General features: G+C 52.0%; 25 protein-coding genes. 22 read left to right on the forward strand and 3 right to left on the reverse strand.

All coding sequences use genetic code 11. The features are described 5' to 3' along the window. The first annotated feature begins 3 nt into the window (after positions 1-3). From F384_RS23090 to F384_RS23115, 6 genes are read left to right on the forward strand one after another with little or no spacing between them, the layout of a single operon-like run. The gene (locus F384_RS23090; RefSeq protein ID WP_046494095.1) at positions 4-1935 is read left to right on the forward strand and encodes an ABC transporter permease; all 1932 of its coding nucleotides are present in this window, start codon (positions 4-6) and stop codon (positions 1933-1935) included. Beyond that, on the forward strand, positions 1932-3311 hold the full coding sequence (locus F384_RS23095; RefSeq protein ID WP_046494098.1) for a TolC family protein: 1380 nt from the start codon (positions 1932-1934) through the stop codon (positions 3309-3311). The genes F384_RS23090 and F384_RS23095 overlap by 4 nt, the downstream gene beginning before the upstream one ends. Further along, positions 3298-4551, forward strand: coding sequence for a beta-ketoacyl-[acyl-carrier-protein] synthase family protein (locus F384_RS23100; protein WP_046494099.1), 1254 nt, complete (start codon positions 3298-3300; stop codon positions 4549-4551). The genes F384_RS23095 and F384_RS23100 overlap by 14 nt, the downstream gene beginning before the upstream one ends. After that, positions 4548-5354: a MaoC/PaaZ C-terminal domain-containing protein gene (locus F384_RS23105; protein WP_046494101.1), complete on the forward strand. Its 807-nt coding sequence runs from the start codon at positions 4548-4550 to the stop codon at positions 5352-5354. The genes F384_RS23100 and F384_RS23105 overlap by 4 nt, the downstream gene beginning before the upstream one ends. Further along, on the forward strand, positions 5341-5592 hold the full coding sequence (locus tag F384_RS23110) for an acyl carrier protein (protein ID WP_046494103.1): 252 nt from the start codon (positions 5341-5343) through the stop codon (positions 5590-5592). The genes F384_RS23105 and F384_RS23110 overlap by 14 nt, the downstream gene beginning before the upstream one ends. 1 nt (position 5593) lies before the next feature. Next, entirely contained in the window at positions 5594-6331 is a 738-nt protein-coding gene (locus F384_RS23115; protein ID WP_046494105.1) for an SDR family NAD(P)-dependent oxidoreductase, read from the forward strand. 33 nt (positions 6332-6364) lie between these two features. Here F384_RS23115 and F384_RS23120 read toward each other — a convergent pair whose 3' ends face one another. The 3 genes from F384_RS23120 to F384_RS23130 form a co-directional block, all read right to left on the reverse strand. Continuing rightward, on the reverse strand, positions 6365-7486 hold the full coding sequence (locus tag F384_RS23120) for an HD-GYP domain-containing protein (RefSeq protein ID WP_226991614.1): 1122 nt from the start codon (positions 7484-7486) through the stop codon (positions 6365-6367). 102 nt (positions 7487-7588) lie between these two features. Beyond that, the gene (locus F384_RS23125; protein WP_046494108.1) at positions 7589-8056 is read right to left on the reverse strand and encodes a FidL-like protein; all 468 of its coding nucleotides are present in this window, start codon (positions 8054-8056) and stop codon (positions 7589-7591) included. After that, positions 8049-8777, reverse strand: coding sequence for a winged helix-turn-helix domain-containing protein (locus F384_RS23130; RefSeq protein WP_046494110.1), 729 nt, complete (start codon positions 8775-8777; stop codon positions 8049-8051). Before F384_RS23130 ends, F384_RS23125 begins: the two co-directional genes overlap by 8 nt. Positions 8778-8945: 168 nt before the next feature. Here F384_RS23130 and F384_RS23135 point away from each other — a divergent pair, with 168 nt between their 5' ends. The 16 genes from F384_RS23135 (at position 8946) to F384_RS23210 (ending at position 22871) form a co-directional block, all read left to right on the forward strand. Continuing rightward, complete coding sequence (locus F384_RS23135; protein WP_046494112.1) at positions 8946-9311, forward strand: FaeA/PapI family transcriptional regulator; 366 nt, start codon at positions 8946-8948, stop codon at positions 9309-9311. A 762-nt stretch (positions 9312-10073) separates the two neighbouring features. Beyond that, the gene (locus F384_RS23140; protein ID WP_000550614.1) at positions 10074-10988 is read left to right on the forward strand and encodes a ParA family protein; all 915 of its coding nucleotides are present in this window, start codon (positions 10074-10076) and stop codon (positions 10986-10988) included. Beyond that, the gene (gene dnaB-PI / locus F384_RS23145) at positions 10985-12352 is read left to right on the forward strand and encodes an SPI-7-type island replicative DNA helicase (RefSeq protein WP_032676543.1); all 1368 of its coding nucleotides are present in this window, start codon (positions 10985-10987) and stop codon (positions 12350-12352) included. Before F384_RS23140 ends, dnaB-PI begins: the two co-directional genes overlap by 4 nt. Continuing rightward, positions 12349-14064, forward strand: coding sequence for a ParB family protein (locus F384_RS23150; protein WP_032676545.1), 1716 nt, complete (start codon positions 12349-12351; stop codon positions 14062-14064). Before dnaB-PI ends, F384_RS23150 begins: the two co-directional genes overlap by 4 nt. Continuing rightward, a complete protein-coding gene (locus F384_RS23155) occupies positions 14057-14311 on the forward strand; it encodes a TraR/DksA C4-type zinc finger protein (protein ID WP_032676546.1) in 255 nt (84 codons plus the stop codon). The genes F384_RS23150 and F384_RS23155 overlap by 8 nt, the downstream gene beginning before the upstream one ends. Beyond that, positions 14304-15047, forward strand: coding sequence for a DUF2786 domain-containing protein (locus F384_RS23160; RefSeq protein ID WP_032676697.1), 744 nt, complete (start codon positions 14304-14306; stop codon positions 15045-15047). Before F384_RS23155 ends, F384_RS23160 begins: the two co-directional genes overlap by 8 nt. 84 nt (positions 15048-15131) lie before the next feature. Then, entirely contained in the window at positions 15132-15728 is a 597-nt protein-coding gene (locus tag F384_RS23165) for a DUF2857 domain-containing protein (protein WP_000077899.1), read from the forward strand. Beyond that, on the forward strand, positions 15728-15958 hold the full coding sequence (locus F384_RS23170) for a hypothetical protein (RefSeq protein ID WP_001178480.1): 231 nt from the start codon (positions 15728-15730) through the stop codon (positions 15956-15958). The genes F384_RS23165 and F384_RS23170 overlap by 1 nt, the downstream gene beginning before the upstream one ends. Before the next feature lie 78 nt (positions 15959-16036). Then, the gene (locus tag F384_RS23175) at positions 16037-17269 is read left to right on the forward strand and encodes an STY4528 family pathogenicity island replication protein (protein WP_032676549.1); all 1233 of its coding nucleotides are present in this window, start codon (positions 16037-16039) and stop codon (positions 17267-17269) included. A 341-nt stretch (positions 17270-17610) separates the two neighbouring features. Then, positions 17611-18333: a PFL_4669 family integrating conjugative element protein gene (locus F384_RS23180; RefSeq protein ID WP_000818555.1), complete on the forward strand. Its 723-nt coding sequence runs from the start codon at positions 17611-17613 to the stop codon at positions 18331-18333. A gap of 13 nt (positions 18334-18346) precedes the next feature. Then, on the forward strand, positions 18347-20356 hold the full coding sequence (locus tag F384_RS23185) for a DNA topoisomerase III (protein WP_032676550.1): 2010 nt from the start codon (positions 18347-18349) through the stop codon (positions 20354-20356). Between the two features lie 628 nt (positions 20357-20984). Further along, positions 20985-21476 carry an STY4534 family ICE replication protein gene (locus F384_RS23190; RefSeq protein ID WP_032676551.1) on the forward strand — a complete coding sequence of 164 codons (492 nt, stop codon included), beginning with the start codon at positions 20985-20987 and terminating at the stop codon, positions 21474-21476. A 72-nt stretch (positions 21477-21548) separates the two neighbouring features. Next, positions 21549-21752 carry a hypothetical protein gene (locus F384_RS23195; protein ID WP_032676552.1) on the forward strand — a complete coding sequence of 68 codons (204 nt, stop codon included), beginning with the start codon at positions 21549-21551 and terminating at the stop codon, positions 21750-21752. Between the two features lie 17 nt (positions 21753-21769). Next, positions 21770-22318 (forward strand): single-stranded DNA-binding protein, encoded by a 549-nt coding sequence (locus F384_RS23200; protein ID WP_032676553.1) that lies wholly within the window; start codon positions 21770-21772, stop codon positions 22316-22318. A 78-nt stretch (positions 22319-22396) separates the two neighbouring features. After that, positions 22397-22639, forward strand: coding sequence for a DUF4160 domain-containing protein (locus F384_RS23205; RefSeq protein WP_001144085.1), 243 nt, complete (start codon positions 22397-22399; stop codon positions 22637-22639). Continuing rightward, on the forward strand, positions 22623-22871 hold the full coding sequence (locus F384_RS23210) for a DUF2442 domain-containing protein (RefSeq protein WP_000155614.1): 249 nt from the start codon (positions 22623-22625) through the stop codon (positions 22869-22871). The genes F384_RS23205 and F384_RS23210 overlap by 17 nt, the downstream gene beginning before the upstream one ends. Positions 22872-23174 lie beyond the last annotated feature (303 nt).

Below are 23174 nucleotides of genomic sequence, written 5' to 3' on the forward strand. Positions count from 1 at the left end.
CGGATGGAACCGATTATCGTCTTACGCCAGGTCTGCCGGACATTCAGCGCGGGGAGCGAAACGCTCGCCGTGCTGAGCGATATTTCACTGACCATCCACGGCGGTGAGATGGTGGCGATTGTGGGCGCCTCTGGTTCGGGGAAGTCGACGTTGATGAACATCATTGGCTGTCTGGACAAGCCTTCTTCCGGCGAGGTGTTGATCAATGGAACGCCGGTGCATGATGCCGACAGTTTGCATCTGGCCGATCTGCGCAGCCGCTATCTGGGGTTTATTTTTCAGCGCTATCACCTGATGCCGTATCTGACGGCGGAAGAGAACATCGCCATTCCCGCGCTGTACACCGCGATGTCAGAAACCGAACGCAACGCGCGCACCCAGCGGCTTGCGTGCCAGCTCGGCCTGGAAAACCGGCTCCAGCATCGTCCCGCCCAACTTTCGGGTGGGCAACAGCAGCGCGTGAGTATCTGCCGGGCGCTGATCAACGGTGCGCATATCATTCTGGCGGATGAACCCACCGGCGCGCTCGACAGCGTCAGCGGCAAGGCGCTGATGGACGTGCTGCATCAGTTACATGCGGCGGGACACACGGTTATCATCGTCACCCACGATCGCGACGTCGCCCGACAGGCGCAGCGAATTATTGAGATCAGCGACGGGCGGATGATTAGCGATGTTCAGCACGTCGCCGCCCGCCCCCCGATTGCGCTGCCGGAGCAGGATAACGGACGCGCCTCGCTGGGACGCCGCCTTCGTGAGTCGGTCCGCATGGCCTGGCGTTCGCTGCTCGGGCACCGGATGCGCGCGTTTCTGTCCATGCTGGGGATCATCATCGGCATCGCGTCGGTGGTGTCATCGATGGCGGTAGGCGAAGGCGCACGACAGGCGATCATGAGTGAAATAGGCAAGCTGGGAAGCACCACGCTGGAGATCCATCCCGGAACGGGGTGGGGCAGTAAGCGCCCGGATATGGAGCGCGCGCTGTCGATGGATGATGTGCGCAGCTTACAGGCGCTGCCGTGGATCATGGGCGTCTCGCCGGTGGTCAGCAGCACAACGCTCGCGGTACGCAAGGGACTTGACTCCTCCATGATGCTCTCCGGCGTTTCTCAGGATTTTTTCGCTCTGCAAGGACTGCGTTTTGTGCAGGGAAATGGCTTCACCGCGCGCGACGTCGCGGAAGGCGAACCGGTGTTGATCCTTGATGAAACCGGGCGCGATACGCTGTTTCCCGGTGGTGAAAACCCGCTTGATGAGATAGTCCAGATTGGCGGCGCGCCGTGGCGGGTAATCGGCGTGGCGACACGACCCGGCCCGAAGGTGGTGGGGGGATTTATGACCGCCTGGGTTCCGCATACGTCATTACAGCAGCGGCTCACCGGCGAAAAACCACTGGAATCGTTGATTCTGCGTTTTCAACCGCCGCTGGAGCCGCATGAGGCGGCACAACGAGCGGAGCGTCATCTGCTGCGGGAACATGGCCAGAAAGATTTCTTTATCCAGACCGACGATCAACTGGCGAACGCACTGCAAAAAACCTCTGACTCTCTGTCGCTGTTGATCACCGCCATTGCGGCGATCTCCTTGCTGGTGGGGGGCGTCGGGGTGATGAACATCATGCTGGTGTCGGTGACTGAGCGGACCCATGAAATTGGTATCCGCTTATCGGTTGGCGCGCGCCCTTCGGACATCATGAACCAGTTTCTGATTGAGGCGGTGATGATCTGCGCCCTCGGCGGCCTGCTGGGGGTTTTTGGATCGTGGGTGGCAGGGCATCTTTTCGCTTTTGCGACCGATGCGTTCTCGATGGTGTTCACCGTGTTCCCGGTGTTGATGGCCTGTGGGTTTTCCGCCCTGATTGGTCTGACGTTTGGCTATTTTCCGGCGCGCAGAGCGGCTCGCCTCAATCCAACCGAGGCGCTGGCTCGCGAATGAAAAGACTCCTTTTGTTACCCGCATTTTTGTTGCTGGCAGGTTGTAGTTCGCTGACCCGCAGCGACTACCAGCGTCCGCTGCTGTCATTGCCCACCCAGTGGCAACCCGCTACCGACATGGTGTCGGAATACGGCTGGCAGCGTTTTGGCGATCCCCGGCTATCGCGGGTGATTGAACAGGTGCTGGAGAGCAATAACGACCTGGCTGCGGCGGCCATCACCGTGCAGCAGGCGCGCGTTGCTGCGGGGTTAACCGACACCAATATGACCCCCGACGTGTCGGTCAGCGGTTCCGCCAGCAACAGCAAAAACGTGCGCCGCGGGGCATCGTCACAGGAAAGCTACAGCAGCGGCATGACCATCTCCTGGGAACTGGACCTGTGGGGAAAACTGGCGCGAACCCGTGAACAAAGCGAATGGGAAGCGGTGGCGAGCGAGCAGGATTACCATGCGACGGTGCTCACCACGATGGGTACCACCGCCCAGCTTTACTGGCTTATCGCGCTGTATAACCAGCAGATTCGCAATCAGCGTGACGGTCTGGCTATCTCGCAACAGACCGTGCAGCAGGAGCTGTCATGGTTTAACGCCGGGAAGGTCGGTCAGCTCGATGTGTTGCAGTCGCAGCAGGCCCTGCTGGAACGAGAGAATCAGTTGCGAACGCTGGTTCAGCAGCGTCAGAACACGCGCAATGCGCTGGCGCTGTTGCTCAACAGACCGGCGGAACAGCATACCGATGAAGCGCCCGCGCTGGATGCCAGGCAGCAGGTGCCGATCGTGCAAAAAACACCGCTGCGGGTCATCGCGCAGCGGCCTGACATTCAGGCGGCGGAGTCACGCCTGCGTGCGGCGCTTGCGGGTTACGACGCCTCGCGACTGCAGTTTTATCCCGCACTTTCTCTTGATGCCTCGCTGAATGCGGGCAGCCAAGTCTTCAGTCAATGGTTCAGCGACCCGATCCGCTCGATTGGCGGCGCGCTGACGCTGCCGTTTATCCAGTGGAATACCCAACAGCTCACCGTGAAGCAGGCGGATCTCGCGGTAAAACAGGCGGCAATAACCTTTCGCTCGACGGCCTATGCGGCGCTCGCCGAAGTGGATGAGGCGATGGAGAACCGCCTGAGCGCCGATGAACAACGCGCGCGACTTCACCAGTCGCTGGCCCTCAGCCAGCGGCGTTTAACCCTGACGGAAAGCCGCTACCGCGCGGGCGCCGTGGATTTTCAGACGTTGTTGAACGCGCAGGACGATCTGTTGACGTTAGAGAACGCCCTCGCACAAACCCAATACGACTACCTCTACGCCACGCTGCAGCTCTGGCTGGCGCAAGGGGGTGGCGAAACGCAATACAGGATAATGAAACATGAAGCTGAATAATGAATTTAAGCGGGTCGTCGTTACCGGGTATGGCGCCGTGACCCCACTTGGCGCGACGGCGGATGAGAGCTGGCAGGCGATGATGGATAACCGTCTGGGCTATCGCTATGTCGATAAAACGGCGCTGAATATCAAAACCCATTTTCTCGGGCTGGTGGATAACGAACCGAGCCTGGCGGGTATTCCTGCGGTTATTCGGCGTCGGCTACCGCGCTTTGCCCGGCTGACCGTCGGCGCGGCGCGTCAGGCGATGACGATGGCTTTTGGCGTCAGGCCGCCGCAGGAGTATTACAGCACGCTCGACTGCGGCGTGATCATGGGAACCGGCTGGGCAGGGCTGGACGAAAGCTACGATGCGCAAAGTGAATTTGCGACCACGGGCGTTGCTTCACCGTTTAACTGTTTTTACTCGATGCCCAGCGTCACTACCGCTGCCTGTAGTCAGTTCTGGGGGCTCAATGGTTATCAGAACACGGTCATTGCCGCCTGCGCGACGGGGACGATCGCCATTGGCGATGCTTACGAGGTGATCCGCAGCGGCAGGGCGAAGATGATGCTGGCCGGTGCCGGGGAGTCTCTCACCAGCCATTGCGCAGTGTGGAACATCGACGTGCTGGGCGCACTGAGCAAGGAAGCGTCGGATCCCCGGCGCGCCAGCTGCCCGTTCAGCGCGCATCGTAGCGGCTTTGTGCTGTCGGAAGGGGCAGCGGTGCTGTGTCTGGAAGAGCGCGAAGGGGCGCTGGCGCGTGGCGCGACGATTCTCGGCGAGATTACGGGCTACGCCAACTTCTCTGACGCCTGGGATTTCACCTCGCCAGCGGAAGACTGTCTTGCTCGCGTACAAACCATCACCCATGCGCTGCAACAGGCGGAGCTGAAGCCGGATCAACTCGACTACATCAACGCCCACGGCACCTCGACGCCGCTGAACGATGTCAATGAAACCCAGTCGCTAAAAATGGCGCTGGGTGATGCCGTATGGTCCATTCCGGTTTCCAGCACGAAATCGTATTCCGGACACTTAATTTCCGCAGCGGGCACTTTCGAGAGCATTGTCTGCCTGCAGACTATTGCCAATGGCATCATCCCTGCGACGGCCAATTTCCAGCAGGCGGATGAATGCTGCGATCTCGATTATGTGGTTGAGGGTCATCGTGCAGGCAATATCCGCCGCACGCTGAACCTGAGCTTCGGTTTTGGTGGCGCGAATGCGGCGTTGATTCTGGAGAAGCACGAATGATGCCACTTCATTATGGTCAACAGGATGCCCGGCGCTGGGCCGCGTTTTCGGGTGACTACAATCCGGTGCATTTTGACGAGGCGTGGGTGAGAGCGCGAGGGGGAAGTGGGCTTAGCGTGCATGGTATGCGCGCCTTGCTGGACGTAAAGCGGTTTATCAGCCCACCGGCCGACGACGCCCCGTATCTGAAATGTACTGTACGTTTACGCCGACCGCTGTGGCGGGATACCGCCTATCGCCTGACGCGTGATGTGAATAAACGTGTTGCGGCATCGGTGCGCGAGTTTTCTGCCGAAGAGGCCTGCCTTTCCTGCCAGCTCACACCAGAGAACCACCTGCCGTTAGTCGATGGCGAAAGCCAGCGGGTGCTGGATACCTCGGCGCTGGCCGCGCTGCATCAGACATTCATGCCGCTGCTTCCCGACGCTCAGCAGTGGCATTTTCTCGATGCCTTGCTGTTTCGTCATCTTCTTCAGGATCCCGCGCTGTTACGCCAGCAGGCCATTGCCGCCATTCTGCCGACGTGTCAGACGATGGATGCGCTGTTTTCTCACTTTCCCGTCGTACAGACCCATCAGGAAGTCATTTTCGACAGCCATCTGCTGGCCCCCTGGCAAGCAGAGTCGCTGCCGGAAAACCTTGAGATCGACACGTTGCCCGCCCTGGTGGTTGGCGACCTTGCGAGTGGCGCGGTGGTGGTGCGAATCGCCGCGCGAACCTGTTATCAACATCACTACATTAGCAATGCCGTGACGCTTAAAGTCGGCGCGCTGACAAAAGGAAAATCGAATGAGCCAGCATGAAATGATCTACGACAAAATCAGTGAAATGATCTGCGACGCAAAAGACCTGTCGCCGGAGGCGCTGACGCCCGAGACGACGCTGCCGGAACTGGAACTGGACAGTCTCGACTACGTTGAGCTGATGGTGCTGGCGAAGCGTGAATTTAACGTCACGCTTAATCCCGAAATGTTTATGAAAAATCCAACCATGACGCTTCGCGAACTCAGCCAGCGCATTGCGCAGGAAATGGCAGGTTGATATGGCAAAGAAATGGATGCTCATCACTGGCGGTAGTCGGGGAATCGGTCAGGCGCTGGTGAGCCACCTGTTGCCCGAATGGAACATTGTCTTTACCGGCCGTAACGAGGCGGGTATCGCCCGCACGCTGGACATCGCGAAAAGCCAGAGTACATCGACCTGGGTGAAAGGATGTCGCTGCGACGGCGGCGACGAAGCCAGCGTTGCGCAGTTAGCCACGTCGCTGCTTGAAGCGTATGGCGCGCCCGCCGCCATCATCCATAACGCTGGCATGACGAATGATGCGCTGCACATCCACCAGAAAGCGAGCGACTGGCAGGAGGTGCTGGGAAATAATCTGGTCGCGGTGGTCAACTGGAATCGTATCCTGCTGCCCGCCATGATGACCCAGGGCAGTGGATCAATCGTGTTTATGTCGTCTGTGACGGCCATTAAAGGCAACAGCGGGCAGACGGCCTATGCAGCCAGCAAGGCGGCGATGATTGGCCTGACGCATTCGCTGGCGCGTGAAGTGGGGCGCTTTGGCATTCGGGTTAACTGTCTGGCGCCGGGATTGATTGAAGGCGAAATGGTTCAGGCCATTCCGGAAGCCCGATTGAAAGCGATGCGGCAGAATATTCCGCTGCGCCGTCTCGGGCGCACGCAGGATGTCGCCCGCGCGGTCGCGTTTCTGGCCGGGGAAGGGAGTAGCTATCTCACCGGTCAGACACTGGTGCTGGATGGCGGTTTGTCTACCTGAGAAAGGGAAACCGCGAGAACGATGTCTCGCGGTTCAGGGCAGGCTGAGTTGATTTATTCTCTGAACCAGGGCGCGTCGCTCTTTGACGGACTCCTGAAAGATCTGCAACAAAGCCCCACTATTTTGCTGCACAATGCCCGCCAGTTCGGGGGCGATTTCTGCGGTTTCCCCAACGCGCGCTTTAAATTCTGACGACAGCGTGACGCCCTGTAACAACGACGCCAGCCAGATACTGGCTTTCAGAATCCTCACCTCCGGAGGATGCGCGGCTTTTGCCATCACCGTCTTTTGGATTTGACACCAGCGGGCAATATCCCGAATGGCTTCAATAGGATCGAGTTCATCCCAGACCGCATTTTCTTCCCCGGTATGTGCCGGTGCGGCACACAGCGCCAGAGACGTCAGGTTGTGCAACAAGCCACCTATTTCAATTTTCAGGCACTGGACTGGGGGAATCCCCATTTCTCTTGCCAGGAAACCAGATATACGGCCGACGACCAGGGAGTGCTGGACGCCGTTCTGGCTGAACCCATCAATAATAAACGCCAGCATGGTGGCGATATCGCGAAAGTTATGCAAAGAGATGGCGTCGTTATGGATGCGGGGAATGTCCTCGATGTAATCATCGAATTCTGTGGATTTAATTTTTAACCAGAAGTGTTCGCAGATTGCTATTTTTCTGAATGCGTTAATAAATTCGGGGTTATACAGGATGTGTTCGCCGCCCACAATGATATTAATAATCTCATCTTTTGCCGATATTATATCGCTGGCGCGGTAATGGGCGATTAAAACATCCAGACGATCCGCCAGATAAACGACATGACTCTCCTTGGGCACTTTTTCACCGTTAACGTGGTCGCCTTTCCCGTCATCCCAACGGGTGTGGTGATAGCGAACAATGGGACTTAACGGGGTCAGCAAAGGGACGCTGGCCAGTAATTCAGCGCCGACTGCCGCGTGGTTATTGAGTTCATTGTCGTAATAGCTCAGGGGCTGAAGGCGTGACTCTTCGTTCAACCCTCCAATATCATGAAGCAGGGCCGCCAGCAGGGTTTTCCTGCACTGTGCAGGCGTGAACCGGGATTCCCGGGCCAGGTGCCAGGCGATAAATGCCGTTCTGACATGATGCAGGTTAAGCCTGGGGTTAATCATGTCTATTATTTTTGAGATGCAAGCCAGTGATTCTATTAATTTTATATTCATATAATGAGAAACTTAACTTTCGCTGTGCTTCGTGAAAGAAAACCACGCAGATTAATCTCGTTTGCAACCATATTGCGGGAAGGCGTGGTTACCAAATAGTATGACATTTTTATTGAGTTTTTTTAGAAAAATTATTTTATCGTTCGGGCCTTTGCCAAATAACAAATTATTAGCAATCTCATCATCAACATTGTCAGTATTATCATGTATAGTTTTAACACTCATTATCTTATACAGATGCGCATTGGCATTGTACGTTTCATATTTCATTTTGAGCGTCCGCGATATTAAATACTTTTTTTCGTTATGTGTGAGAAGACCATCAATATTGATAAGAAGTTGTTCGTCCGTCATGTGTGCAAAAATTAACCCTTCGGCCCGAATGCTGTCGCCGTTGATACTCTGAATGACAGAAAACTGTGACTCGCAAGAGAAAACCGGAGACCGGGTTAAACAGTAAACGGTGCCGATCAATAAGAGACCGACACAGCTCAAAAGCAAGATGGCTTGTTTAGGCATTATTTTTTTCTCTGTAATAAAAACTCATGCAACTGTCTTTATCACATTTGATCAGGAGCAATTGCACAGTATCGCCCAGGGCACCTTTTACCTGCTGCCTGTAAATGTACAACTCCTTTTGCTGTGAACAATCGAACGGTTGCGGGACAAAATCAAAACTTTTTGTCACTTCTTGCAACGAGAGTGAGGGAGGCATAAAAATGACGCACTGGCCCTTAATGACTTTTTGTATATCGGTGTCGGCTCTGAATGACTCGGGATTTATTATGAGAAGGAGAAAGGCGATCGCCAGGGCGATAATACGGGTAAACCGCTTAAGACAGGTTTTTTGCGGTTCAACGGGTTGTGTCTCCGGCTCCTTTTCTTCGAGGAAGGGGGTTCGATACTCACGATCGTTATTGATAATGGCATCTTCCGCTATTTTGAAACCAATACGGGGAACCGTGACAATGATTTCTTTTGCGACACCCAGATCGCTCAGGTTTCTGCGTAATGTTGAGATATATTGATTTAGATTACTATTTGACGCTCTGGCACCATATTTATCAAAAACGGCCTGAAAGATTTCATTTCTCGAAAGGATATCGCCGTGGTGATTGAGCAATTCTGCCAGCAGGCGCGTAGAGGTTTGGGATAATTCAACGCAATCCCCAGTCAACAGGTTAACGAGAGACGCATCCTCCGTGTCAAAAGTGATAAATCCCTCAATGTCGAACCTCATGCTCATCTCCACCCTAAACCTTGCTTTTTTCTAACATGCAGTTTTATTTTAATAAAACAGCATAAATGTTAGATAAAAATTCTGAATTTGCATTCATCTTAAGCTAATGTTGCTGGTTGACACAGGAGAACACATACTGCTAACACCTTCAAAATCCAGGAGTCTGCAATGAAACTCTCGCTGTGTTCATATAACCCGGGTGCAGCACATCCAGGCTACAACGTATCTCATGACAATCTGCAGATGTTAGCGGCGGAAATGGGAATAAGTGACCTGGCGATGATCAGGGGGCCGGAACAATTTTTTATTCTCAATCTATTAAAAGATCACAGTACTCAAGGCCTGTCGACCAGGGAGCTTGCCGATCTGTGTGGCGTCTCAATTTATAAAGTCAGACACTTACTTCTTCCGCTGGAGAAATATGGTCAAGTTATAAGAGATAAAATGCAAAAACACCATCAGTGGTTTTTGTCAAAGGATTCCGCAGATATTGATTGGCATTCTAACAAGCGGTATTTTCATTTGCAACAATGACCAGGAAGTCAATTAGATAACTCTGATGGCAGGAAAAATCCTGATTATTATCTCGCAGAATGTTAGGAAAAATCCCAATAAAATTTTAATATTCTCACGCTAGCACTATTGCCTTTTGTCCATTTTGTTTATGTATTGTACATACCACGCGTGCGGTCCGTATTTTACCGGTAAAGACAAGAGTAACGCTTAACTTTTTTTAACGGTGTATTACATTTTTTGAATGGCTTGCTTGTCAGATACCCGTGAAACAGAGTGTCAACGGGCAGTCACTTTTAATCCCAAATACGGTGACATCGCAATAATAAACAGGGGGGGAACAGTATTGAGACAATTTTTACTCACGCGAATACACCTTCCAGAAGGAAGTTATCACTGCTGTTGAGTCCTTTATGCCGTAAGGGTTAGCGTTGAGGTCTGGTGATGAGCATCAACGCGGCGAGTCAGAGACTTATAATATGACGATTCCAGACCACAATAAAAAGGCACTGTTGAATACAGTAAAGAGAATTACGGTGAGGAAGGCGTATTTTATCTCTTGGTCTGGCAGACGGCAGATTATCGAACGGAGTGCGATGGAGAGTCCGTTTCGCCAAAAGCAAAAAACCAGCCCATAGGCTGGTTTTTCTAAATAATGGTGCCCGGACTCGGAATCGAACCAAGGACACGGGGATTTTCAATCCCTGTGACAAAATGTTAAATTCCATAGAAGAATGATCGGTATTTGTTGAATCGCATCCTGATTAATTTTCAGGTGCTAAAATGCATTTACAATCAATCGATTATCCAACGTTGGGTGTTAAGCCTCGTATTATACCTGTTGTTTCCACTAAGGGTGGCGAGGGTAAGTCTACTCAGTCAGCTAATCTTGCAGGATTTCTGGCCGATGCAGGTATCAAAACACTTCTGATTGATGGCGACCATGCTCAGCCAACGGCCAGCAGTATATTCCCGCTTGAATATGAAGCCCCTGGTGGTTTGTACGAACTGTTGATGCAGACAGTTGATCTCTCAAATCCCGATAATCTGATCTCCCGTACGTCGATCAATAATCTGGACATTATCGTTTCCAACGATCCTCGTAATTTTCTCCCAACTGCAATGCTGAATGCGCCTGATGGGCGAGTTCGCCTCCGAAATGCTCTTTCACATCCCCTTTTTAATTCATATGGCGTGATTATTGTCGATTCACAAGGCTCACGGTCAGTGATGTCTGAGTTAATTATCCTGGCCTCCACCGGAACCATGGTGGGTATTGCCAAACCGATTCTTCCTGATGTCAGGGAGTTCATGCGCGGAACAGTCGCGCTGATGGAAGAATTGCTGCCTTATTGTGCGTTTGGCATTCAGCTTCCAGTCACAAAATTGCTCATCAACTGTATGGAATACGACAATCTGTCTGTTGAGACCCTCGCTGAAGTCAAAGCGATCGTTGAAGATAAACGCTACAGCGCCCATGCAGACAAAATTCATATCGACCTGCTGGAGACATGTATCTATGACCTGACTGTCTATGTCCTTGGGCATGTTAAGGGCGTACCGGTACATCGTCTTGAAAAAAATACCCGGCGTAAAAGCGACTCAGCGTTTACGTCAATGTATCAATTGGCTTGTGAACTTTTCCCAGAGTGGAAAACGAATTTTGATGCGTTAGCTAATGCGGGGGGCGAGGAATGACCTCTAATAACCGCAGAAATGTTTCGGGGCTGTTTTCTCAGGATGCTGAGCAGAGCGTCATTGGTGGCCTGATGCTGGATAACGACTGCTGGGATGAAGTGGCGCTCCGTCTCGATTCCGATGATTTTTATTTCAAGGTTCACCAGGTCATCTTTCATGAAATGACGCGTCTGGTTGCAGCAGGGCGTCCGATTGACCTGATCACACTTGCTGAGAGCATTGAAAACCGTGGTAAGGATGCGCTTGAGCAACTTGGCGGATTCGCCTATCTGGCCGAACTTTCAAAAAATACTCCGAGTGCGGCCAATATCGTCGCTTACTGTGACATTGTTGCCAGGTACAGCCAGGGGCGACAGTTGGTCGCCATTGGTGCTGAGATAACCGAAACTGTTAAGGCATCCGGTGCTGATATCGGGGCGGTGATGGAAACCGCAGAGCAAAAAATTACCCGGCTGGCAGAACGTTCAGAACCACAGCAGGCCGTGACGCTGCTTGACGGCATGGAAAAACTCCTTACAGAGCTGGAACGTCGTTGCAATGTGCCTGATGGTATTACTGGTACGCCTACGGGATTTGAAGATTTTGATGCCATGACCAGCGGGCTGCAGGCAGCTGACCTGATACTTATAGCAGCAAGGCCTTCAATGGGGAAAACTGCCTTTCTGATCAGCCTGATTTTGAATTCACTTCTGAAAAAAGCCGATACACATGCGCAGTTTTACAGCCTTGAGCAGCCCACCGAGCAGATCCTCATGCGTATGGTCGCTTCACTTGGCAGTGTAGATCTAACACATTTAAAAAATGGCCAGATGGATGATGAGGAATGGGCGCGCGTTTCAAACGCGTCTTCACTATTGATGGGTGACCTTAAAGACCGCCTCATCATAGATGACACAGGCTCATTGACCCCCGCCATGCTCAGAATTCGCGCCCGTCGTAACGCCCGCCGTTATGGTCACCCTTCAGTCATCGGTCTTGATTACCTGCAACTGATGCGTTGTCCGGATCAGGAGAACCGCACACAGGAAATTGCTGAAATCTCGCGGTCACTCAAAGCGCTGGCGAAAGAAATGGGTTGTCCGGTTGTTGCCCTTTCGCAGTTGAATCGTCAACTAGAGAGTCGTGCTGATAAACGGCCGAACAATGGCGATCTTCGTGATTCCGGTGCACTGGAACAGGATGCTGATGTTATTGTCTTTATCTATCGTGATGAGGTCTATCACGAAAACACTGAAGACAAGGGGGTTGCTGAAATTATTGTCAGCAAACAGCGTCAGGGACCGATTGGTACGATCCGACTGCAATACGAAGGCCGTTATACGCGTTTTTCTGCTAACCCTGGTCATACCGGGAGGTTTGCATGAGCAACGTCCGTAGTCTTAACCTTGGCGACGCCATGTTGCAGCGTGGAAAATCACCGGCTCAGGCTGCTGATAATAATACTCCCACCGTTACCCAGCCAGTAAATGAAATGGCAATGGTTCTTACCCTTGACCAGCTTCGCCCGAATCCGGATAACCCGCGCAAAGGACGCAATCCTCGTTTTGAGGAAATTAAAGCTTCCGTCCGTGCACGAGGATTGGATTCGATTCCAAAAGTGACCCGTGATCCGGATGGTGATGATGTTTATATCTTTAGTGACGGGGGAAATACCCGGTATCAGATACTCTGCGATCTCTGGCAAGAGACTGGTGATGAACGTTTTTATCGCGTTCACACGATCTTCAAACCCTGGCCTGGACGTCTAAAATGTCTGGTTGGTCACCTGGCTGAGAATGAGGTCAGGGGAGATCTTACCTATATAGAAAAGGCATTCGGTGTTCATAAAGCGCGGGTAATTTATGAAGAGCAACTGGGCCGGAGTGTTACCTTACGAGAACTTTCGGATCTGTTGGGTAAGGAAGGTTATCCTATTGATAACTCCAGCGTAAGCCGGATGGAAGATACGCTTAATTACCTTTATCCACATATGCCCCAGTTGCTTGAGAGTGGCATGAGCCGTGGTCAGGCAACACCACTCCTGAGCCTTCGTTCTTCAGCTATGAAGGTCTGGAAATCTTTCAGCGGTGACGTAAACCCAGAATGTTCTCTTGATGATGTGTTTGGTGCAGTTTGCCGGTGTTTTGATGAACCTGAAAGCTATGCCCTTGATATTTTCAGGGATGAGTTTATCGGTCAACTGGTTAAGGCTCTTCCCCATCCAAGCCTGAATTATGACCGCTGGTTAATTGAACTTGATCCTCGTGAACAAAAACGCAGGGAACAGTTTGGCGAGCCGCCTCCACTGCCAGCACCTACACCTGCGTCTGAACAGTCAGGTGGTCGGGAACGCACATCACCACCAATTACGACTCTGCCAGCAGATACTTCATCCCAGCCCCCTGTTACTGGTCTGCGTAGCGGTACGCTGACTACTCCAGGGCGTCCGGAAGCTGTACCAGAACTTCAGGACAATACTGCACTTCCCGGCGGTATGTCTGTTGGAAGTGAGCCGCGTCGTGAAGTTCAGAATGACCTGTTTGGCGGAAATCCTGTGATTACCGGTCAGACAGAGAATCCTGATAACGATGGAGAGTGGCAATTTAAGTCAGATGTTAATGCCAACTCGCTCGTTTCTGCTTTTGGCGAACAGGATGAAACTTCCACACCTTCAGTTAGCTCAGTGGCCTTCGCCGCAACCGGGTTGGAACCGGTCAATGATATCTGGCACATCTCCGCTTTACAGGACGACATCGAGCACCTGCAGGATATGGCTTATCGGCTTACTTTCGAAATTGCCGAAGCGATGGGCTGCGCGGACTGTGTTCGGGAGGATAAAGACCATCATTCAGCTGGTTTCTCCATTTCAGAGAACGCCAGTGAGTTTACTCTTTTCCTCGCCGGGCTATCAGGTTCACTGCCTAACAAACAGTTCAATATGTTCATGTTCTGCCTGAATTTTTTTGGCTCTCAGGAACCTGCAGATACTGCCGTTTTCGATGATGTCACTGTTGTAAAAACAATGCGCCTTATCCGCGTTATACGGCGTCTGCGTGAGCTGCAGCGTCTGGTTGTGAAGGGAGGGGAAAATGTCTGAGGACCTGAATGATGAAATGGCTCAGGCCAGTACCGCTATTTTCACCCAGCGCGGCATCGATGCTGTCAGGGCAAAAGTGCACTCGTTACGCCCGTCAAAAGAAATCTGTGAGTGCTGCGGCGCGGACATTCCCGCTGCCCGTCAGCTGGCAGTGCCGGGCGTAGAGTTGTGTGCCGCTTGTCAGGATGTGAAGGAGAAGCAGGATGTTCACCGTGCTGCCGGCTGCAGGGGGCTACACCATGTCTGAAAATACAAAAGTGATTGCACGTATCCGGCGACTGATGGCGCTGGGTACCCGGAACAGTAATCCACACGAGGCGGCCCGTGCAGTGGCTCTGGCTCAACGGCTGATGCAGCGTCATGGCCTGACCCCTGACATGCTTTCTCTTCATGATATCCAGGAATCCGTCTGTCAGAACCTGACCAGTAATGCTGAAAAAGTGCCAGCCTGGCTAAGTTCACTCGCAACAGTGGTATGCATGGCCACGGGCTGCCGTTGCTGGTTTGGCTGGCATATTCACACTAGTTGCAGTGGTGTAAAAAGCGTCCGCCGATCTCTGCACTTTTATGGTTTCAGCGGGAGAGCCGAAGTTGCGCTCTATATCTATACCGTTTTACAGCGGCAACTTCGTGCAGACACTGACGGTCAGATTGCCGGATACCGGAAGCGCCGTATTCTTAAGAACACGCTTCGTCGCAGAGCCGATCAGTTTCGTGAAGGGTGGGTATCTGGCGTCTGGCAGGTACTGCAGTCATTTGCGCCTTCAGAATGTGAGAATTCCATGCTTCAGCGCTGGCTTGCCCAGCGTCACACCGGCGACACCTTGGGGACTGTAAACGTCAGGGCGGCCGGTAAATGCCGTGGCGACAGAGCAGCACGCGTAGCGGGCTGGCTCGCGGGGCGGGATACTGAAGTTCATCAAGGCCTGACTGGTGCGAAGGCTCAACAGCAGATTACGGCGGGAGGCTGTACACATGAGTAACATTATTTTATGGAGTGCCTGCCTGTCGGGCTGGCTTTTTGATGTTCTGCTTGTTGCCGATCAGATGATATCAGGAGGGGCCCTATGAGCCAGCACAACCTTTCACAGGCCACCACGGCCATCCTTTCATCACTGCTGATGGATGTTAAAAACGGCAATATCCGCCGCTGTGAGTCGCTGGGAATGTCACTCGAGGAGATACGCGCACTGAGTCAGCTGAGCCTTGATGAGCTGCATTATTTGAGCCAGTCACACGTTTCTGTGCTTGATGTTAGCCTGAATCACGAAAATTTTTGGCTGATGCTCAACCAGGCACGTAATGAGCAGAAACGAATGCTGATGATAGACCGGGCGCTTGAGCTTGGCGGTTCAATGGAACTGATTGATAAATACTTCGGCCTGTCTCCATCAGAGGTTAGCGCACGGCGTCGTCTGATGGGGATAGAGTCTCGCCAGGGCCGCACACAGTCTCTGACGGAGCCACAGGATTCGGCACTATGGATCGAGTGGAAGGCTGCCGGGCTATCATCCCCGGACTCTCATCAGGCTCTGGAAGCGATGATGCTTGCCGCTGAGCAGCATGGCCTGTCACTGACCGCAGTCTGGAGCAGGGTCTGCCAGTGGTGCCGGGAGACAACTCCATCCCGCAAGAGTGAATCACAACAGCGCAAGGAAGCATGATGCAGATGACCGACTTTTCTTCACGTCAGTACGTTTCCCCCTCGGTTCGTCGCAGGGCGCAACGGCTGTTCAGCGCAGTGTGCTGCGGTGAGAAGGTGTTCCGTCGGTTGACGATGAACGGCTATCTCAAGATAGATGTTGGGCCGTTCTGGCGCATCCTCAGTAAGGATGGAGGTAAACACTGGTGGCTGATGGATCATGAGACCTATAACCGTGAAATACGGCGGTAACGGAATGCCGCTGCTGACCGTACAGTGCCGGGTTTATCCCGGCATTGTGCTGTCTCAGGTTGAAGAGGAGAGCAGAAAATGACCATTCCGGCAGACAGCATAGTTGCTCATACACTGTCCAGGATGCAGCGTAGTCTCGAACGGCGTACAGACACTGGTGATGTCGGTCAGGAGCGCAGCGGGCTTCTTTTTATGGGAAATGTACATGATGCGTTTCCCCGACAGCTGTTTCTGGATACCCGTCTTTCGCCACTGGATAAAACCGCCTGGGTGATGATCCGGTTGTATGCACAGCAGAATGAAGGTGCTGTTTTCCCGACTTATGATGAGCTCCAGGTTCAACTGGCGTCGGCACATTCAGAGAAGGCCTCCAGAGATACGGTCAGCCGCGTTCTGCTGATGCTGCGTCTTACAGGCTGGCTCAGCCTGTGTAAGCGTGTTCGCGACGACCATGGTCGTGTGCGAGGCAATATCTATGCACAGCATGATGAGCCGCTGGGCTACCGTGATGCTGAGACTTTTGATCCGGGCTGGCTGACCCTTGTTGAAGAGAGTTGCCTGAGCAGGAATAAAGCCGTCCGTATGACGGCGCTGGCTGTAGTCAATGACATCCTTCATGATCCGGGAATGCGCCACCGTCACAGCCGCCTGGCCATTATTGAGAGCCGACTAAGTGCACCTGCCACACCAGAACAAATGGCTCGTCAGCGACAGGCTGTGCAATCGAGTCCGAAATCAGGACTCAGTAAAAAACGCATAAAAAACAGCCCGAATTCACTGAGTCCGGAAAACGGACTCAGTTCCCTTAAACCTGATAATTCACAGAGTCCGGAAAATGGACTCAGTAAAAAATCAAGGAGTTACGCCGGAGTCCGAAATTCGGACTGTAACGTACGTTCTTTCACACACAGTGTGAATAAAAAAACGTACGTACCGTGTGGTGAGCAATTCCTGCCAGATGATTTTCTGAACGCTCTGAACAGTGAAGACAGGCAGATGCTGAGTACGCAGATGGCTTCGCTTCCGGAGACAATGGCAAAAGCCCTTGCTGACATGCTGCGTGAACAACAGGCCCTTGGAAGGCTCAACAATCCGGTGGGCTGGATGTTCTCTATGCTTCGCAGGGCGCGAAGTGGTGAGCTGAAAATTTCAGAGGATACGGCGACTGCCAGTTCTGGTGGAACAATTTCCCGCCCGGTTGAATCACGTACTGTACCCACAGCCGACGTCCCTGTTCAACCTGCGAAACGCCCGTCTCAGGGGCAGGTAAGGGCGATGATTGCGGCTATTCGGCAACAGGTCCAGAAATGATTATGGCATCAAAAATCTGTTTTTGATTAAAAAGTGAGCTTGCTGCGGGGCGCAGCAAGTACAAAAAATGAGCAGAACTACTGGGCGCAATAGTGGTTAAAAAATGACCTTGTTGCGGGGCGCAACAAGTACAAAAAAGAATCATGTTTCGATGTGTTGTGGTTGAGGTCTTGCGGGAAAGTATTGCAGCTGGTTAAAAAATGAGCTTGCTGCGGGGCGCAGCAAGTACAAATTTTAACCAACTTACAATTTCGTTCTTGGAATTATGAGTTTCGCGTTGTTGGAGATACCGGTGTTTCAGGACTATGCCTGCTCATCTTAACTGAGCACAGGTGACAACGATGGCAGAAAAAAATGAGAAAAGAACTGGTGCGCTGCAGTCTGAAATGACGATCGCACTGCATACGAATTACGCAATCGGGCTATGGCAAGGGCGTCAGCCTGAAAAACAGGACGGTGAAAAGCCTGCAAGGCATGGAATTATCGGTATGCCTCAGTTTTTCCACCGTGCGACTCTGATTAACCAGGATTCCCTGCGCAATAATCCATGGGCTGATGTTGCTATGTTTAACCTGGAAGAAAAGATCAAGGTTGCATCAGATTCTATGACTGCTTTGATTCAGCAACTTGATGCTGAGATGTCAATGTTGCCGCCTGGTATTACATTGACAGAAGTTGCATCTGTTGAGCCACTCGATATCCAGGTATTTACACGAACCCCTCTGGGTTACAGGTGTGTGTTTCTGTTAGTAGGATTCGATCAGTTTGCGAAAAAGGCACTACAGGCATCGCATTATGGATTAATTACACGTTCTCGCCGTGATCATCATCTTAGCGAAGGTGGCAGATTAATTCGTCAGGTCTATGGCTCTGTTTTATCTTATCGCCGTATTGATGCTACCCGGTTTGATGCTGTGGAAAACAACGAAACATGGAAACAAGCATGCGAGGTGGCGGGAGAGCCAGATTTGTCTGTTCTTCTTGGTGAAAAGCGCTCAGCTTTCTCACCGCCGGTTAATGAATCGAGCGTAAACCTGCTTCGTATGCGATATCGGGCTGCCTGACCGGGGAACCACCATGCGGTTGTTTATCTGCGAAAAGCCCTCACAGGGGCGAGATCTTGCGAATGTTTTGGGTGCCACCCGACGTGGCGACGGTTTTCTAACTGGCCCTGGCGTCACTGTTACCTGGGCAGTAGGGCATTTGCTGGAGACCGCACCGCCTGAAGCATACGGTCAACAGTATGGCAAACCATGGTCGCTCTCTGCTCTGCCGATCCTGCCTTCCCCATGGCAGGTGGTGGTAAAAAAGGAGACGCAGTCTCAGTTCAAGGTTATTGAGCGGCTGCTGCGCCAGGTCGATGATGTGGTTATCTCCACTGATGCGGACCGGGAAGGAGAAGTAATTGCCCGTGAATTGCTGGAATACTGCCGCTGGGACGGTCCTGTACAGCGGCTTTGGCTTTCTGCCCTTGATGAAATGAGCATCCGTGCAGCTCTCCAGGATCTGCGACCGGGTGCCGAAACTCTTGGAATGTATCATGCTGGACTTGGTCGCGCTCGTGCCGACTGGCTCATTGGAATGAATCTGTCCCGTCTGTATACACTGCTTGCAGTACAGTCAGGATTCGACGGTGTGATTTCTGTCGGGCGGGTGCAAACTCCCACTCTGGCACTGGTTGTCCGACGTGATCGGGAGATAGCGACATTCATCCCTAAACCTTTCTGGCAGGTTAAGGCGCTTCTGAGTGCGGGAGGGAGAACTTTTCCGGCGCAATGGGTACCTGCAAAGGTTTATACCGACGAAGAAAAACGCTGTGTACACCAAAATATAGCGCAGCAGGTAGCGCATCTTTGCCGGCAGGCTGGAGCAGCGACCGTAACAGAATGTGAGACGAAGCGTGAAAAAGCGGCAGCACCGCTGGCTTTTTCGCTCGGCACTTTACAACAGGCCTGTGGCCTGCTCTGGGATATGTCACCCCAGCAGGTGCTTGACACTGCACAGAGCCTCTATGAGAAACACAAGGCAACCACTTATCCACGAACTGATTGTGGATACCTTCCTGAGTCTATGCGTGAGGAAATCCCCTCGGTTCTTTCCGCTATTGGTCTGTCTGATCCAGAGTGTAGTTCTCTTCTTTCAGGTCTAAATACTTCGTTTGTTTCGCGTATATGGAACGACAAAAAAATCACAGCTCACCATGGCATTATCCCTACCCGAAACGCGTTTAAGTTTTCTGCGTTAAGTGAGGCAGAGCGAAGGGTATACACCCTTATCCGCCGAAATTATCTGGCACAATTTCTTCCCCTGCACGAATCTGATATTACTCGTCTGCAGTTTGACATTGGCGGGCAACTGTTCCGCACAACAGGAAGGACGGAGATTGTAATGGGCTGGAAGGTCCTTTTCAGTAAGGAGGAAGAGGATAGTCCAGGGGATGATGATCTCAGTATTGAACTTCCTCCTCTCAGGAAGGGTGACCGTTGCGGAGTAAACGGTGCAGAGGTCGTGCAGCAAATGACTCGTCCGCCGGCTCACTATACTTTCGCAACACTCATCGGCGCTATGATGAACGCGTCAGCGTTTGTTACCGATATTGCTCTTCGTAAGGTACTGAAGGACAACGCCGGATTAGGCACGGAAGCCACCCGTGCTGGTATCGTTGAGCAACTGCTGAACCGCAGATTTATTGTGCGCAAAGGTAAGCAGCTTCGCGCGACTGATCTTGGTGCTGATGTCATTGATGCTCTGCCCTCGCAGTTAACCGACCCGGGAATGACTGCACTTTGGGAACAGGCTCTGGATGAAGTAGCAGAAGGACGCCTTACCCTGAATGATTTTTTGCAGCGACAGGTCGGATGGACCCGTAACCTTGTCAGCATGGGAGGACAGCAGCGGGTGAGCATTAGAATACCACCCACACCATCGTGCCCTTTATGTGGGGGGAAAACTCGCCTAAAAAAAGGACAGAAAGGAGATTTTTGGGGGTGTACTCGTTATCCTGATTGCAAAGGAATCATCAACAACGACACCCAGAAACGTAAAAGCGCGCGTAGCTCTAAGGCTGTAAAACCAAAGAATAATTAATTCCTTGTCTCTCATTGCGGGGACAGGATGCCTTTGCTATTGTTGCGACGGCTCTGAAGCCGCACCCCGTGACTGCGGGTCCTGTGAGCATCAAATGCAGTGCTTGCAGGATACAGTCTTGTTGGCCGCGTCCACACCTGAACGTGAGTCAAAAAGGCACAAAACTCCGTGAAACCGTGCCGGGTCCTGAACACACCCCCGGAGCAACTGCGTAAGCAGGTCAACATCAGGTCTAATGGTGCAGACCTCACAGGCGGTGCCGAAAGGTGCCGCTTTTTTTATTTTTTGGCATTGATGATTTTTTACGCACACCGGCGTTGACATCTGCTGCGTCTGAATAAATGATAAAGAGGCTAATCGTTGTCATCGACAACTGCCAATGCCCTGGTGATTTGAGAAGGGCGCCTTCGGGTAATCACATGCCAATGCCACATAAAACCTGAGAGTGGCGCCTTCGGGTGGTAAACCTGTTTAACCTCTGAGAACAGGTACTCCTGGCGAGTTGAGGTCCATTTCACAAATACAGCCAGTCGGCAAAAATTTGCTGACTTCCCTGCGGGAAACGTTATCCCGCAAGGGATAGATGTTTCTCCGCAACCAGTTTAGTTTTCACTCCGGAGATAACATCATGACTGCTACTACAACTGCATCTTCTTCCACCACCTCTTCCTCTGCCAGCCAGAAAAAAGAGTATTTCAATCTTAACGTAAGCGGTATCGGCTACCTGAGCTCGATTCGTCGTGTACAGGGCCAAAACGGTGAATTTACCTGCGCTGTCATTAATGCCCTGACTGGTCCTACCGACAATGCGTCATACACTCGTTTCGATGTCACTGTTGCGGGCCCAGAGGCTACAAAACTCATCAACCGCTGCCAGAAGGCCGTGGATGAAGAGGAAAAAGTATTGCTGGGGTTTGTGCTGAGCGGCCTGAAAGCTGACGTGTTTACCCTTCAGTCGGGTGAACATTCCGGTGAATCCAGACCTTCTCTGAAGGCTCGCCTGATTAAGGTCGAGTTCATTAAGAAAGGCCAGGAAGTCGTTTACACAGCGCCAAATGCATCTCAAACCCCGGAACAAGGTTCTGCGGCTCCTAAAGACTACGATCCGAACTCGTTTTAATTCTTTTTTCTTACATCCGGTAAATCTCTTTCGGGAGATTTACCTCTCTCGATAACGTAACGGAGCTCTCGCATGGGAAATCCTTTCGGTTTACTGGCTTCAGAAGCTGGGTATCAATTACAGATCCAGGTTCTGTCCAGTCAGCGCGGTTTTTATATCGGAACCGCGAACGAAATGGGACCCGTGTCCCGTGAGTCAGTCGAATACTACAAAACCAGTCTGCAGGCCGATATTGCTCTTGAAAAAGGGGAATGGACGCAGCGTGAATATGATTAGGTACAGGAGATTACATCATGGCAAGTCGCGGAATTAACAAAGTTATTCTCGTTGGCCATCTCGGTCAGGACCCCGAAGTACGTTATATGCCCAATAGCACAGCTGTTACAGGGTTCAGTATTGCAACGTCGGAGTCATGGCGTGATAAACAAAGCGGTGAAATGAAGGAAAACACTGAGTGGCATCGCGTTGTGTTGTTTGGCAAACTCGCCGAAATAGCCGGTGAATATCTGAAAAAAGGTTCACAGGTATACATTGAAGGCCATCTGCGGACCCGCAAATGGACTGATAATGGCGGGGTTGAACGCTGGACAACAGAAGTTGTGGTTGGTGTGAACGGTACGATGCAGATGCTGGGTAGTCGTAATGCTCCAGCAGGTACCGGTAATGCTCAGCAGCCTGGGTCGGCGCAAGGAGGTTGGGGGCAGCCTCAGCAGCCTCAGCCTCAGCAGTCAGCTGCGCCACACAATCCTGCTAATGAACCTCCGATGGATTTTGATGATGACATACCGTTTCTGGGGCATGGTTATGGGATCTGCCGAAAAGCGATCTACGCCATTTCCTGATTGGATTTTACAGAGGCGCCAGTTTGACTGGCGCTTTTTTATTCAAGATAATCATGGCAGGAGCGGGGTACTTTTTTAATGCCAGTTATACTGAGAATTAACGGATTCAAATTTTTCTTTTACTCGAACGAGGGAAATCCTCTAGAACCCGCTCATATTCATGTCCGTAACGCTGATGGTGAAGCGAAATTCTGGCTTGAAGATGAAGTTAAACTGAGCAGGAACGATGGCTTCGATGCCCGGACTCTTAAAGAGTTGACTAAGATGGTTCAACATAACCAGACGATGTTTGTGGAGGCCTGGAATGACTATTTCAGCTAAAAATGTACGATTTGATGAGACCACCATGTGGGTCGAATTAAACGATGGCAGGGTGATGGGCGTACCAATCGCCTGGTTTCCTCGTCTGCTGAATGCCACAGACAAAGAACGTAATGACTATGAACTGAGTAAACGTGGTATTCACTGGGATAATCTCGATGAGGATATCTCAGTCGATGGCTTGCTCGCTGGCCGTGGTGACGTGACCCATGTTCCACATCGCGTAGCCTGATAATGACTAAGTTGCAGACTAAGGCGCCGGATTTCCCGGCGCTTTTCTTTTTAAATGTATTAGCTCAGGCTTGACCTGACAGTTTTCTCCGTACTCCGCCAGCACACAATCAAATCTGACAGTCTGCTTTGAGCGAAAAGCGGACATTTCATCTTTGCCCACGAACAGCTGAAATCAGCTTTAACAAGCTCTTGTAGAATCTAAGTTGAGATGTCCGTCCCGGGGATGCGGATAATAATCCTGAACGAAGAGCTGTACTGGCACGTCTCCGTTCAGGCGCCACACAGAGTGATCCCTGGCTTA

It is taken from the genome of Citrobacter amalonaticus Y19 (assembly GCF_000981805.1).
Classification (GTDB): domain Bacteria; phylum Pseudomonadota; class Gammaproteobacteria; order Enterobacterales; family Enterobacteriaceae; genus Citrobacter_A; species Citrobacter_A amalonaticus_C.